Origin of the sequence: Blautia sp. MSK20_18 (assembly GCF_020553125.1) — a bacterium.
GTDB lineage: Bacteria > Bacillota > Clostridia > Lachnospirales > Lachnospiraceae > Blautia_A > Blautia_A fusiformis.
Genome location: NZ_JAJCGR010000017.1, coordinates 1 through 14,257 on the forward strand (window position 1 = coordinate 1; position 14,257 = coordinate 14,257).

General features: G+C 40.1%; 15 protein-coding genes and 4 pseudogenes. 1 reads left to right on the top strand and 18 read right to left on the bottom strand.

Going from position 1 to position 14,257, the window contains the following annotated elements:
* The 17 genes and pseudogenes from LI091_RS10480 to LI091_RS10560 all read right to left on the bottom strand — a co-directional run.
* A pseudogene (locus LI091_RS10480) lies at positions 1 to 242 on the bottom strand (RNA-guided endonuclease InsQ/TnpB family protein); the annotation flags it as partial.
* Positions 243 to 343: 101 nt separating this feature from the next.
* Positions 344 to 832: a hypothetical protein gene (locus tag LI091_RS10485; RefSeq protein ID WP_173733807.1), complete on the bottom strand. Its 489-nt coding sequence runs from the start codon at positions 830 to 832 to the stop codon at positions 344 to 346.
* A 426-nt stretch (positions 833 to 1,258) separates the two neighbouring features.
* Positions 1,259 to 1,654, bottom strand: coding sequence for a hypothetical protein (locus tag LI091_RS10490; RefSeq protein ID WP_173733808.1), 396 nt, complete (start codon positions 1,652 to 1,654; stop codon positions 1,259 to 1,261).
* Between the two features lie 5 nt (positions 1,655 to 1,659).
* Complete coding sequence (locus tag LI091_RS10495; RefSeq protein WP_173733809.1) at positions 1,660 to 1,893, bottom strand: hypothetical protein; 234 nt, start codon at positions 1,891 to 1,893, stop codon at positions 1,660 to 1,662.
* Positions 1,894 to 1,982: 89 nt separating this feature from the next.
* A complete protein-coding gene (locus LI091_RS10500) occupies positions 1,983 to 2,165 on the bottom strand; it encodes a hypothetical protein (protein ID WP_173733810.1) in 183 nt (60 codons plus the stop codon).
* A gap of 123 nt (positions 2,166 to 2,288) precedes the next feature.
* Positions 2,289 to 3,476, bottom strand: a complete 1,188-nt coding sequence (locus LI091_RS10505) for an RtcB family protein (RefSeq protein WP_173733811.1) — start codon at positions 3,474 to 3,476, stop codon at positions 2,289 to 2,291.
* Positions 3,477 to 3,858: 382 nt separating this feature from the next.
* Entirely contained in the window at positions 3,859 to 4,659 is an 801-nt protein-coding gene (locus tag LI091_RS10510; protein ID WP_173733812.1) for an HNH endonuclease, read from the bottom strand.
* A gap of 219 nt (positions 4,660 to 4,878) precedes the next feature.
* A pseudogene (gene nrdD / locus LI091_RS10515) lies at positions 4,879 to 5,346 on the bottom strand (anaerobic ribonucleoside-triphosphate reductase); the annotation flags it as partial.
* A 398-nt stretch (positions 5,347 to 5,744) separates the two neighbouring features.
* A pseudogene (nrdD, locus tag LI091_RS10520) lies at positions 5,745 to 6,248 on the bottom strand (anaerobic ribonucleoside-triphosphate reductase); the annotation flags it as partial.
* 221 nt (positions 6,249 to 6,469) lie between these two features.
* Complete coding sequence (gene nrdD / locus LI091_RS10525; RefSeq protein WP_173733815.1) at positions 6,470 to 7,084, bottom strand: anaerobic ribonucleoside-triphosphate reductase; 615 nt, start codon at positions 7,082 to 7,084, stop codon at positions 6,470 to 6,472.
* A 130-nt stretch (positions 7,085 to 7,214) separates the two neighbouring features.
* A complete protein-coding gene (locus LI091_RS10530; protein WP_173733816.1) occupies positions 7,215 to 7,799 on the bottom strand; it encodes an NUMOD4 domain-containing protein in 585 nt (194 codons plus the stop codon).
* 253 nt (positions 7,800 to 8,052) lie between these two features.
* Positions 8,053 to 8,706: pseudogene (nrdD, locus tag LI091_RS10535) on the bottom strand (anaerobic ribonucleoside-triphosphate reductase); the annotation flags it as partial.
* Positions 8,707 to 8,776: 70 nt separating this feature from the next.
* The gene (locus LI091_RS10540; RefSeq protein WP_173733818.1) at positions 8,777 to 8,917 is read right to left on the bottom strand and encodes a hypothetical protein; all 141 of its coding nucleotides are present in this window, start codon (positions 8,915 to 8,917) and stop codon (positions 8,777 to 8,779) included.
* A gap of 238 nt (positions 8,918 to 9,155) precedes the next feature.
* Complete coding sequence (nrdG, locus tag LI091_RS10545; protein ID WP_265191156.1) at positions 9,156 to 9,716, bottom strand: anaerobic ribonucleoside-triphosphate reductase activating protein; 561 nt, start codon at positions 9,714 to 9,716, stop codon at positions 9,156 to 9,158.
* A 206-nt stretch (positions 9,717 to 9,922) separates the two neighbouring features.
* Positions 9,923 to 10,588, bottom strand: a complete 666-nt coding sequence (locus tag LI091_RS10550) for a DNA-processing protein DprA (RefSeq protein WP_173733819.1) — start codon at positions 10,586 to 10,588, stop codon at positions 9,923 to 9,925.
* A 99-nt stretch (positions 10,589 to 10,687) separates the two neighbouring features.
* Positions 10,688 to 11,149 (bottom strand): hypothetical protein, encoded by a 462-nt coding sequence (locus LI091_RS10555; protein ID WP_173733820.1) that lies wholly within the window; start codon positions 11,147 to 11,149, stop codon positions 10,688 to 10,690.
* Positions 11,150 to 11,475: 326 nt separating this feature from the next.
* On the bottom strand, positions 11,476 to 11,790 hold the full coding sequence (locus tag LI091_RS10560; protein ID WP_202885296.1) for a S24 family peptidase: 315 nt from the start codon (positions 11,788 to 11,790) through the stop codon (positions 11,476 to 11,478).
* 168 nt (positions 11,791 to 11,958) lie between these two features.
* Here LI091_RS10560 and LI091_RS10565 point away from each other — a divergent pair, with 168 nt between their 5' ends.
* A complete protein-coding gene (locus tag LI091_RS10565; protein WP_173733821.1) occupies positions 11,959 to 12,798 on the top strand; it encodes a hypothetical protein in 840 nt (279 codons plus the stop codon).
* A 314-nt stretch (positions 12,799 to 13,112) separates the two neighbouring features.
* Here LI091_RS10565 and LI091_RS10570 read toward each other — a convergent pair whose 3' ends face one another.
* Entirely contained in the window at positions 13,113 to 14,096 is a 984-nt protein-coding gene (locus LI091_RS10570; RefSeq protein WP_173733822.1) for a 3'-5' exoribonuclease YhaM family protein, read from the bottom strand.
* Positions 14,097 to 14,257 lie beyond the last annotated feature (161 nt).

Genomic DNA, 14,257 nt, shown 5'->3' on the forward strand with positions numbered 1-14,257 from the left:
TCCAGTTGCTTGCATATTTCCTGTGCTGTTTGCGACGGAAGCTGTTTAAACCACAAACCATCCTTGTGCGCAGACTTCTGATAATACCAGTCAGGATATTTTACTGGCAGTGATAAGCCTTTGTAATTCTGTCGCTCATAGTTACAGACATTCCAAAGTTTATATGCTGCATAGCACATATGCCCAATGATATTAGATTCTGCGTTATTTAACTTGATAGTTGTTTTTTGTGATAGCAGCATATAGATTCCTCCTTCCTTGAATTTCTTATTTATATTTAATATGCCAAATTTATGCCAGCAAAGAAAAACGCCCGAGAATTTCTCGGGCACAATGCTTTGTTTTAAGAATAATATTCCAACTCCATCTCTTCCGGGTCACAGTAGATTTCCAACTCATCCATATACTTCCTGCAGAAATCATACAAATCGCTTTCCGTAATTCCTTTTTCTTTTTCGTTCAGCATCCACGGATACATCGGAACCCACAGAATCGCCGGCGGCGTCCCGAGGTCATTCTCTGCAGCGTAGAACTTAAAGTTAATCCCGGTCTCGCGTCGCATTATTACAGCCAAGACAGCGCCAAAGCCAGTATCACCAGTTTCTTCGTCTTCAAATGAATCTTCAATGTCATACATGACATCTTCCAGTTCATCCTCTTCGGCATCATCACTTTCAGCATGCTCTAAGTCATCCAGAATCTGCATCTCCTCATCCGTCTGACCGAATGACCCAACATGCTTTTTTAAAAACTCTTTTGCTTTTTCAAAGTCCAGCGTTACCGCATCCCCATCAGCAATTGGAAAACCATACCCACAAATCGTACAAGACATATTTTTGTCTCCTTTCTTATTTTTTTATATATCCAATATGCCGAAATTCGTCAGCATTGAAACCAGGAATATATGCGGAGCTTCGCGCCCCGCAAACACCCCACGCCAGGCTTCCGCGCCAGCCGGCCAACACCTTTCCGGTCACAGCCGGCCAACACCTTTCCGGCTTGATTCTTTACAGAGCACCACACTTTCCGGTCGTTTACTACTTCTCTCCCGGCGCCAGCTGGCAACAGCCTTTCGCCGCATATCTTTTCATACCAGCCCACACAACCTCCCGCTAGCCCGTAACCTTCATTCCGGCTTGACCGGCCAGTATATTCCCGCTCTCATTCTTTCTCTCTTTTTCTTCCATTCCACTCTACTCCACACAAAAAAGGAAACCGGCAAAGCCGATTTCCATCTCTTTTTTTCGTAATCCCGAATCTAGTCCAAATTTAGTCCAAGCATTTCCTTCGCAATCTCTTTCACTGCTCTTCTCGCCGTCCAATCAGTATACTCCTCCGCACAGGCCACGCAGTGGTCATACATAAACGTCACCAGGTCACCCGCATCCTTGATTTTAGCCTTGATTTCGGCAATCTTATTTTCTTCTTCTTTTTTCAATTCTTTTTGAAGTTCTTCACGCGAAGCATACAAGTTTTTCAGAAGGCATCCGCTGTTTCCGCCATCATCCCACTCAACATCTGCATATGGATATTTCTCAGGATTTCGGACTGAAACCTCAGTCTCGCCAAGGGCTGTAATTTTTGCGCTGTGGATACACTGTCCCCAAGGTTCCAAGAACCAAACTTTCTGACCAATTTTTGGATTTTCAATCATTGTTATTACTTCCTTTCTTCTTTTTTTTCTAATTCTTTTTGAAGTTCTTCTCGCGAAGCATACAAATTTTTCAGCGGCCATCCCAGCCTGCAACCATCATCCATTTCGATTTTTGCATATAGATATTTTCGGGTTGAAACCTCAACTTCATCAAGCGCAATAAGTTTTGCACTATGGATGCGCTGATTACAAGCTTCTGCAAACCAGACTTCCTGGCCGATTTTTGGATTTTCAATCATTGTTTTTGCTCCTTTTCTTGTTTTTGTTGTATAGTTAATATGCGGGATTTTTGGAGGCAAAAAAAACGCCTACAAGCACAGGCATCAATTCATCTTACAATATATTTTTCCGCCTCTTTTTCGCTCTCTCTTCGTTCTCTCTTATTTTTTTTCAATTTCTTTTCTATGCTTCTATTTACCGCTGCCACATGCTCAGCTGATACCACAAATGCCACCTCTTCGCTTGTCCTCTTTGCTACCGGTTTGTAATCCAGCCGTACTCGTTTTATCATTTTTTAATTTTAAGTCTCCTTTTTTTGTTTTCTTCTTTTCTCAATATGCCGGATTTTAAAAAAAGAAAATGCATCCTGCATTACTAGACAAAAAACCGCCTGGATTCCTCCAGGCGGCGTATCTTAATGTGCTTTAAAATTGTATACCGGTTTAATTACTTTCACAATATCAACAGTATCTTTGATATTTCCCATAATTTCCTCCATCGGCTTATACGCCATCGGCGACTCGTCAATTGTAGACTCCATTACAGAAGAAGAATATATCCCCTTCATGGACTCACGAAACTCATCAATCCCGACAGCATCTTTTGCTTCGCTTCTTGACAAAATTCTTCCGGCACCATGCGGCGCAGAATAATTCCAATCAGGATTGTCTTTTCCAACACAAATCAAAGACCCGTCACGCATATTTATCGGGATTATCAATTTTTCGCCATCTCGTGCAGACACAGAGCCTTTGCGGAGAATCAGGTTTTTTGTATCAATGTAATTGTGTATTGTCTGAAACTCCTCGCAAACATGCCAGCCCATTTTTTCAATGACCGTATCGGCAATATATTTTCTGTTTAATTCTGCATGCTTCTGGACAATTTCCATATCATGAATGTAGTCTTTGAACGCCTGGCCGGAAACATAGCATAAGGATTTCGGAATATGCGGCTCCTGCATCTTTAACGCTTTGATTGTTTTTTCAATTTCTTTTTCCCTTCCTTTTGCTTTCAGGTCTGCAATTATAGCCTTGATTTTGCCGCCAACATCTAAATCCTTCAGCTGTTTGTATGCGAGCTCTTGGTAGTGCTTCGCAACTTCCAGTCCGAGATGTCTGGAACCAGTATGGATTACAAGCCACAAGTTTCCGTCATCATCTTTATCAAGTTCGATAAAATGATTGCCGCCTCCAAGACTTCCAATGCTGCGATAAGCCAGCGATATATCAGCCGGAGCGACCAAGTCATTCAAATGGCTGAAATTACCAAGCGGCTCATCGTTTACATTAAACCCGGCCGGAACATATGTATTAATTACATCATCCAGTTTTGGAAGGTCAACATCCTTTTCTGCAATCCTGACAGCCAGCATACCGCAGCCAATATCTACCCCAACCAGATTCGGGCATACCTTATCAGAAATTGTCATTGTCGTACCGATAACACATCCGGCGCCTGCATGACAGTCAGGCATGATTCTGATTTTCGCGTCTTTAATGTAATCCTGGTTCAGCAATTCTATTACCTGGCTGATGGTCTCATTGTCAACATTGTCAGTAAAAACCTTTGCGGTGTTGTATTTTCCTTTTAATTCAAGCATATTTTTTGCTCCTTTCTTATTTCTTATTTTATTTTTTATTGTTTACAAGTTTAATATGCTATATTTTCCATACGAAAAAAAACAGAAGCCAGCAGGCTTTCCCACTGGCTTCTTATTTTGAGCAACGCCCAGAGTATGACTGAATCTGGATTTTGTATGGTACTTATTACGCTCCCCAATAGGAAGAATGAGTCGCCCCGTTCACCCTTACTTCGCATTTCTGCCGGCATCTCTCCGTTATTTCTTCGGCCTCGTTTTTGGGTAGAGGAGCACCGCTTTTTTCGGTTCCCGTTTCGCTTCACAGCTGGTAGGGACGCGCCGCTTTTTTCGGTTCTCGCTTAATGGTGGAGACGCACCACTTTCTTACAATATGAAGAAAAATTTAATTTTTATTTTTTTTCTTGCTCTTTACGCTTAAAAAATACACCTCGCTCCTCTTCCTTTCAGGCTTCACTCCATTCTGAACCTGCTGGCAAATTGTTCGCTCACTTATCTCGGTACTCCTTGCTGCGTCGCCAGAATTCAGAAAAGTTTTGATTAACTTGTCCGAATCAAAATCGAACATTCCAATCACATCCTGGCAGGTATCCTCATCGTCTTCATATCTGAAGTAATATGGTTTTCTGGTCGGCCTGTGATATTTTACCTGCCGGCAGATTGTCGTAAGGCTTAATCCTGTCTCACGTTCTGCTTCTTTGCAACTGCCGTATCTTCCAAGTTCCTGATTGGTGTATGTGTCATACATGATGACCGGTTTAGACTGGCTGTCTTTTCCTTCTTTATCGTTTACAGCAAATCCATCGTCAAATGCTTTTTGTGTATTTTCTTTTGTTGTTGTCCAATACAGATTCTCAACACGATTATCATTTTTGATATTATTTTTATGACCAACAATACGATACCCATTCGGATTTGGAATAAACGCTTCAGCCACCAACCTGTGGACTCTTTTTGAAATTATTTTACCGTTTTTATATTTAATCCCGCAGTATTTGTATCCGTTAACCTCAGACTGAGATTTCTTTATTAGTCTCGGCTTTCGATTGTTTCTGCGGTCTATTGCATAGACCGAGCCGTCAATATCAACCCAATGTTCTATTGCGCCAGCGATTGGCAGCGCCGTTTTTGGAAGTTGTAGTTCTGTATTTTTTTTGTTGTATTTTTTTAAATTTTGTTCTTTCATACATTTAATATGCTGAAAAAATAACAAAAAAAATAAAAGCTTGCCGGGTCTCTCTAGCTGACAGCAATTTTGCGGCCGACATAAATGTCGGTCACAAAAGTAGAGACATATTCGACAGGCAAAAAAACCGCCCGGATTTCTCCGAGCGGCATGTATGATTTTTTATAACCCAGGCTTACGCCTTCGTTAGCATCATAAATTGATATTTTGTTAAAATTTTCACATAGACTTCCTATCAGCTATTTCAGCCATTTTTGCGTTATTCATTCTGGACTCACCATGTCTCCGTGAATAAGCTAAATATCCGTTCATTCGGTCAATCTTGGTGAGATTCTTTGAACCGCAAATCGGACATTCGTCCCCAATGTCTGCTGCCTGATATCCACAGTCATCACAATAAGATAATGCCAGGTTTACACCTTCGTAATATCCCATTTCCATGGCTCTTAAGACAAGTGTTCTGATTGCATCAATATTGTAATCAATCGGATATCTAACATACTGAATTTTTCCACCGTTAAATAATTCCCAGAAATCATATTCACGATTCTGTTTTGCAATCGGTGTAATGTCCTCTGTCACATGACAATGGAAGCTGTTGCTTACATAATCACGGTCAGATACATTTTTGATGATTCCATATTCCTTGCGGAACTGTTTCACCTGAAGACCACAGAGATTTTCTGCCATTAAAAGGGGTTTCTTTGATAGCTCTCCGTTTTGGCTCGCTACCGGACTGCGAACGGAGATTCTCCGTTCTTCTTTTATATTATATTATCATAAAATCAATATTATATCAATTGTCTATATCACCCTTTTTGTCGACTATACTTTGTCCATTTTTCACAAATGGTTTTGCTCTTTCGCTTTTCGCTACTCTACTTTCCTTCTAGGATTTCGACAGTCTGTTCACATTTAACCGCTGACAAAACCAGCGATATTTAGCACAGGATTCTTGGCGAATTCCCTGTTAGCACGGTTTTTTATTGGCATTTCCTCCAACTGCTGAATCGCAAACCGTACACCCTGTTCCCTCAAACAGGTTAGGCAATTTTTTCAACATGCATCACTGCATGTGCCCCCGCAGAACTCCCAGGGGTTCCATATACGGCGTAAAGAATGTGGTCTTCCTTCTTATACTCCGCTAATTTTTCGTTAATATGTTTCATAACTTCCAGCGTAAACTGATTGTCTTCAACCAGGCTCCTTCCGTTATATAATTCCTGCAGCTCATTCAGCGCCGTAATGCCATAAGACATTGTCATCGGCGGAAGGATTTTTCGGATTTTTTCATTTGGTTTCAGGTGACCACCATAAAGTCCACCTTCGCAGAACATAATTGGATTGACTGATGCTCTCAGTTCTCCAAGATAATCATATGTTCTTTTATGAAGTCCACGAATCATTTCAAGGTAATAATCCAGAACATCATAGAAGTCTCTGCTTTCACGTCTTGCTTTTGCAAGAATCATCGGCAGATGTAAAGAAACAACACCAAGATTGCAACGACCAACAAAAATTGGCTTGTCATTCTCGTCTGCTGGTTCCATTCCTCCGCGTTCATACCACGGACTTAAAAATGCACGACACGTATTTACTGTATGTCACCATACATACTGACTAGCTTTTCCCTCGGAGGCGTCCTCTTCCTTGTCATCAGGCGGCATCTTTGGAAATGGAGCTTATCCCATTTCTACTCGGTTACACTCATCACCGATAGTCGATTAACTCTTATTTTTAAGAGCACAGCTTCATCTGTGGTCCAATCGGACCTCTCCTCCCACAGACCTATCTGTTAGCAGCGTATTTGTTACGCCACACCCGCTAAGCAAGCGGTTGAATACCGTTTTACATGGGCTAATATGCACTTACCCATAGGACTAATCGCAGTTCCATATTTCTGATACATTGTAGAAATATATCCTTCTCCACTCATTGAGAGCCAATCCGGATACATCGTAGATGCAGAACACTGGATACCTGCTTCAAAAACATCATTACATTCTTTTCCTTCACCGTGAATATTCTTATCATATAAGAACACAAGCTTCGGGAATAATACAGGACGTTTAAAACCTTTCTTACCCTGTCCTTCTCTGTGTACATTTAAAATTGTTTTTGCACACATTTTTTCAAATTTTCCTGTTCCAAGTCCAAATGAAAATGTAACAAATGGATAATCGCCTCGGGAAGAGCCAACTGTGTTCAGTTTATATTCAATTCCCTGATATCCCTGCTCCATTTCACGCTGTACTTTTTCCATTGCATATGCCTCTGCTTTATCAATCAGAGATTCTGCGAATGCCGGATTCAGAACATCTGACATTAAATCAAGATATTCTTTCTTATATTTTTCAAAGGACTTTTCGGCATAAGGCCCCATGATTTTATCTACTTCTGGCACAGTAAAACCCAACGGGTGCATATCTTTCAATATTCTTACGTTTTATCCCGCCGGAACATATATTCAGACTTGCTAAGTCTGCTTGCTCTTTCAGCGTGTAATCAAATCACGCCTACCCTACTCTGTTACTTTCGTAATACAAGCCTTCGTATTACGATACCATTTTGCTGTCCTCTACACATTTAGTATTGTCAGATGAAATTCTATATCTTCCTTTCCATATTTTTTTACTATCTATATATCTATTAATTTGCGTGTGTGATAAATTTATATTTCTTGATGCGTCTGCAATAGAAATATATCTTTGTACTTCTCCGCTTAATATATTTTCAACAATTATCGGTTTTGGTCTACCGCCAATTCTTGCTATCTTTCTATTTAAAGTATTATAAGAATGTTTATTGTTTTCTGAATAACTAATCCATTCAAGGTTCTCTAAATTGTTGTTTTGTTTATTTCCGTCTTTATGATTTACAATGTCTGTTTTACATCTTTGTTTCAGAAATGTTTTGGCAACAAGAATATGAACAGAACACATCTTTCTTTTTCCATTTTTATTAAGAGGAACTTGAAAATATCCATTTGGATTTAATCTTAGCTTCATGATTTGTCCTTTTCGAAATTGCTTCTTTCCTGAATGTTCATATACGTATCTATCGAGACTCCTTATCCTTCCAAGATTAGAACACTGATATATCCCCTCATAATTATTTATATCCTTCCATATTTCTTTCATCTGTTTTTTTTATTTCTGGCAATACATTTAGCACGGTATCACCTTTATCTCACCATATTTCAGGCTTAGGCTCTCTTAGTCAGCTTATTCGTCTCTGGTCATATTTACCCGGTTTTTGCAGGCTTCAATTTGTCTCATTATCGGTTTCCTCTCAATGAGAAGTCTTATTTCGCTGATACCGTTAGCAGCCACCTTCAGGCAGCCACACCAACTGATTTAGTTGTTAGGCAAGTTTTACTACGGCTAAAAGGTAACCGTACTGCTGTGCGGCAGTTGATAAAATTACATCTCCCATAACATCAAACGCTGTATCAAGAGTCTTGGGCTCGTTATACCAAACATTGCCCATCTCGAATCCGCCTTTCATAACGGCTCCGACATTGCAAAGGCAACAGTTGATAGTATCAAGTCTTGCACTCTGGTCATGCACATAAATATAGCCCTGCTTGCAAGCCTGTAATTCTTCACGATTCATAAAGAACTTTCTGTAAAGATTCTTATTCAGTTCGTTGAAGATAAGGCTTCGCTTTGTTGCCACCAGTGCGCTGTCAGTATTGGCGTTTTCCTTGTCACCAATATATCTGATTGACTGACTCTTTGTGTATACATCATCCATCATATGGACAAATGACTGTTTGTAGTTACGGTAATCGCGGTAGCTTTTTGCAACCTCTTCATTAATAGACACAAGCGCTGCTTCCACCATGCTGTGCATCATAGCAATCGGAACTTCTTTAAGTCCTCTTTTTTTGATTTCGCTTTCAACATGGTCAACGATTGCCCGCTCTTCCTCTTTTGTGAACTTCACAAGGATACGGGATGCACTCTTGCCAACCGCAATGATAATTTTGTTTCCGTCAAATGGTTCACGGGTTCCGTCCTTTTTAACGATGATTACGTTTGCCAGATTGTTTTTACGTGCAATTTCTTTTGCATCTTTCTGGCTGATAATTTTTTTACTCATAATTTTTACCTCCTTAAGTATCACTATTTTCATTATTTGAACAGTCATCAGGCATTTTTTCAAAAAATACTTTGCAAAATATAGTATCTTCTGCTTCTTTTATCCGCTGATGTCCGTTCTTTTCAAGCATTTGGTTAAATTCTTTCTGTTGCATATCACCCAAAGGCTTTTTAACGAGGACTACTCTCTCTCTTGATAACTCGCGCTTTGCGCTCGTTACCAGCACGAAGTGCGGCAAGCGAAGCCGAAAGGCTGAGCGAAGCGTGTTTCGAACGGGGATTCAGCCCCACATGCGAAGTTAAAACCGGAGCATTTGACCCGCGGACGACTTTTTGTCGGCCGGGGATTTTCCGTTCTTCGTTAATGTCATTTTTCTTCACCTTCAACCAACATCAATTGCAATGCAGAATAACTTTCCCTGAATGAAAAGATTTCTGTACGTCAATTACACGCTGATTTGCGCTTCCGCGCCATTTTAGCGTAACATCGCGCTTATCTTTTTCGTACCGTCCTTCCACAATGACATCCGCTTTCAGAATAATAAACATCAGGTCATGGTCTTGCCCTGTTTTTAACTGGTGCAGCAGCTGTTCCCATGTGTAGCCTGTATAAATCCAAATGGATTTTTTTGCCAGTTCTTTTGAATTTTTAATCTTGGCAATAAGTTTTGCTACACCTGGACGATTGTAAGTCGCCAACGGGTCGCCTCCACTGAAAGTGATTCCCGAAACATAATTCGGTTTCAGTGATTCCATTAATTCGTCTTCTGCAGCCTTATCAAATGGAATACCTCCAAACCGGTCCCATGTTATCGGATTCTGGCATTCCGGACAATGATGCTCACAGCCAGCCAACCAAAGGACTGTTCTAAGCCCATCACCGTTTTTCATATCTTCGGTTGTAATATCGTGATATCTTAAAGAGATATCTGAGCAATTTTCATTATTCATCATACAAAACATCTCCTTTCTTTTTTTATGTTGCATTTTTAATATGCCTGAAACTTCTAAAAATGAAACTCCAATATAGTCTCCTCTTTGTTCTCGTTTTAGGCCAAAAAAAAGAAGGTCCCGGAAGTTCTCTCTTCGGTTGCCTTCTTTACTTTTACAATATGCAGAATTTTCTGTTTTAAAAAAAACGACAGAACATTCTATTTTTTTTACATCATTTCAGTCGCACCGTTTACAAATTTCCTTAACGCATTTTCGCCTTTCAGGCCTGTTACTCCGTTTTTTAGCATCCATATGTTCCCTGACGGCAGTACTGGCTCCTTCGCACGAACAATGCAAGCCAACGATTTTCCATATTCCATACCCGCTTTCACGGTGTGCATAGTCCCGCTCTTTTCTTCGCATTCCACCACAACAATCTTATCAGACAGCATTGCCTGGATTCTGTCGCGTGCCACGAACCGCCATCTTTCCGGTCTCGTGCCCGCTTCGTATTCGCTGACAATGCATCCGCCATTTTGCAAAATCTTTTTTAACAATGCTTCGTTGCATTTTGGATATACATAGTCCAAACCACACGGCATGACAGCAATGCACTTCCCGCCTGCTGTTAATGCACCTTCCAAGCCCGCTGTATCGCATCCAATCGCAAGCCCATTCAGAACTACTGTGCCACACTCAGCCAGAATCTCACCACATCTTTTCGTCGTTTTCATTACTTTTTCCGACACGTCACGTTTTCCAATCAGCGCAACGATATTTTTGTCCAGCAACAAAATATCTCCAAGATAATACAACTTATCCGGTGCATATTCCATTTTCAGAAGCCTTTTCGGATACTCTTTTTCGCACTTTTTTGTACATTTAATTTCCATATTTATTCCTATTTATTCCTTTCTTTTTTTATATTTTTCATTTACAGTATGCCAGATTCTTCACAGACAAAAACGCAGCGCATTTCTGCGCTGCATTTCCTACAAGTCAAACGGCTCCTCTTCCATTTCTTCTTCTTTTTCGTATAATTTTTTTTCCAATGTTTTCAGCATATATCCAGCATTATAAGAAGTCAAATACAAATCACGGTCACAGTCTGCATTCATCAGTAGATTCTCCAGCCCTGAACGCAGTTTTTTTATATCTTCTTTACTAGTTTTCTTTTTTCTTACTTGCAAAACCAGGTCCCGGTCAGCGTATGACTGCTGCATGGCCTTTATTATCTCTGTTTCATTTTTCCCTGCAAACGGAACTATCTTTGAATCCTTAGGTATTCTCTGTCTATCTATATTTCTTGCAATTTTCAACTGCAAAGCACGAATCGTCAAATGGCTGTTTTTCATTTCTCTTCGTATCGGTGTCGCGATTTTTTCTGAGGACCACACTGAATACAACTTCTGGCAGCAAACATTCGCATTGTGAGAATCTACTATCTTACTCATACTCTTTGCCTCCTTTTTTTGTAATATATCACAGCCAACAAAAATGTCAAATTTTGCGGATTTTTTTTGCCGCAAAAAAAAGACATCACACAAAGGTGATGTCTTTGCTTAGGAGGAAATTTATCTCTATCGTCATATGCGGCAAGACATATGACGAGTACAAAGAAAGTAAATCTATTTAATAGCGCCCCCATTTTTGCGCTTAGGGGAATAAAGAGAGAAAACTCCAGCAATCAGTTCCTCTCTTAGTCAAACTTTAAGTTATTCAATTATATTATGACAAAAAAAATATACAATAAAAAACAGAGCCCTCGCTCTGTCATACCTCAAAACTTTTCTACTACCAAACCATATATACACTTCTTTCCAATCCATCCATTTACATGACCATGATTGTTAGAAATCTGAAATGTTCTTCCTCCCTTGATTGCAGAAATTTTATGCAGATAGAAATGTCCTGCAACTTTACATAATACAATATCGTTCTTCTTTAATATTGTTTCTTCCGCTACTGGCACACATCTCACAGCCTGCCCAGATTTTAAAATCGGTGTCATAGATTGTCCATATCCGGTTACAATACATTCTTCTCCTGCCATCAAGTGTTTTGCGGTTTCGTAATTTTCTTTTCCTTTATACATATTTTTCCTCCTGCCGTAGTTTTAATAAATTTTTTAATTCATCATTTTTTATATATGTAGAAAATCAAGAAGAGGAAACCAAACATATTTGTCTTGCGTTTTATTTGTTTAATATTCCTCTCCTTTAGTTTTCTACAAATAAACTAATTTAATGGAGATGTAAATAATATGCAAAATAATTTAGATTATGAGAAAGGAGGAAAGTATCCTCAAAAATTTCAAGAAAAATTAGCGAAGGCCTCTTTGAATACGGACGCAATATCTAGCATGGTATTACAGGATAAGAAAATCGCAGAGGTAATTATCAATGTTGTGAGAAACGCAACAGATAAAGACAAAACAAAATCTTCAGATATTAAGTTAAGCACATCTGAAACCCAATATTCTCTCAAGAATTGGAACCGTGGACGCAATGTCATCGGAGATTTTAAAGGCTTTTGCCCTGAAGAGAATACCATATACGGAATTGAGCCACAATGCTACAAGCAAAATGGAATCTACCACAGAGACCGATACTATGGTGCAATGCTTGACGCCAGTATCTTAAAAAGCGGTCAGGACTTTTCAGAATTGCCAAATCGTTGTATAATAGTCTTAACTGAAAAAGATTTTAGTTCCAACGACCCGATGATTCAGCATATTAAAAAAGTAGACTTAATGTCTGGAAATGTCATCAATTCCGGCGAAGAAGAAATCATCGTAAATCTTGCCGCCGCGACCAATGACTCAGAACTTGGACAGTTTATCAGAGACTGGACTAACTCAAATCCTGACGATATTAAAAATCCTGTTCTTGCCGAGGCATTAAGATACTACAAATCTAGTCCGAAAGGGGTGCATGAAATGTATACAAAATGGGAAGAAGCACAGCATGAAGATAGAATCAATTTCGTGTCAGTTATGCTTGAAAGATTTTCTCCAGAGGAAATCGCATATAAAATGGGTTGGGATAATAACTATATAAAAGCCCTTAAATCCGAAATCGATTCCAAAAAAGAGTCAAATTAAAAAAACATCGTTAACGCAAGACAAAAAGAGCAGGAAAGATTTCCTGCTCTTTTATCTTGGTACGCGCGAGTTATGCTCGCGTGCACCAAGCCTCGTAGAGGCTGACAAACGAAGCCGTAAGGCTGAGTACAGTAGGTAAATCGGCTTCCCGTACACGTCTAGCAACCTCCGAACCGACGCCCCGGACTATTTCGGCGTGCCTGGCCTCAACTCTCCACGTTCCTCAACGATAGATGCAATACAAATACGACGACAAATGCAATTCCAAGCAAGCAAAAACCCGCAGCATCCGCTGCGGGCAATCTCCATAAAACTTATTTTTTTTCTTCGCCTTCCTCTTTCTTCTGAGGCACTCTCCAAGTCGGTCTGTATACCCTCTGGTCAAGCCCGAATACCTTGCCTGACATTTCGCCGGGTTTCAGTCCTTCCGCCTGTGTCTCAAACTGATACATATAAGAATCAATCATGTCAATGTGATGAAGTACCAATGCTTCCGGAATCGCCGGAACCGTTACTGCTTCATACTCATGCTTGCCATGATGAGAAAGAATCAAGTGCTGTAAGAGCATGATATCCTCTTCGTTCAGGCCCTCCTCTCTTGCTACTCTGCCTGCCAGTTCAGCACCAAGGAAAGCATGCCCCATCAATGTGCCTTTAACTGTATATTCTGAGGCACCAAACTCATTTGTATCCAGCTCAAAAAGCTTTCCAATGTCATGAAGGATAGTCCCGGCTACTAACAGTTCTGTGTTGATGTCACGGCAATCCTTCAGCATTGAAGGCTCCTTGTTATATACAGAAGTTGTATATGCTGCCATTTTGGTCATACGGTATGTATGATACAAAAGACCTCCACGGATATTATGATGGATAGACCTGCCGGCACCCCAAATCATAAGCTTATCCTTATTCTCCGCAAGGATTCTTTTAACCGTTGAGGCGTACACGCCGCATCTTCCGGCTGTCTTGTATAAGAAGTTATACATATATTCAGACTTCAGCGGTGCACCGCAAACGAACAAAGACGGGTCTGCCGAAGATTCCGTAATTTCACGGATGATATAACTCGGCTCACCTTTATATTCTTCCATCTTTACTTCAATCAAAACTGCCTGTCCTGGCTTAAACATAAATGTCTCTGCTTTTTCATTCCATTTTTTGGCAATGACCTGAGATTCACCGTCGCTGACTCCGATGTTCAGAAATGTACCATTATTTCGGTTTGTCTTTTCTTCGATGGTAACAATCACACATTCAACAGTCCCGATTCCATTTGGTTTGATTTCTTTAAGTTTCATAAAAAATTCTCCCTTCTTGTTTTTAATAATTTTTTTACCTTTTTAATATGCTGAAAAATTTAACGGCTGAAACAAAGAAACCGGCATTTCTGCCGATTTGGGTAGTCTGGACAACAAAGCGAGGTCTGGGCCAGGCATAGAATAGCAAAGTCGTGCTGCTC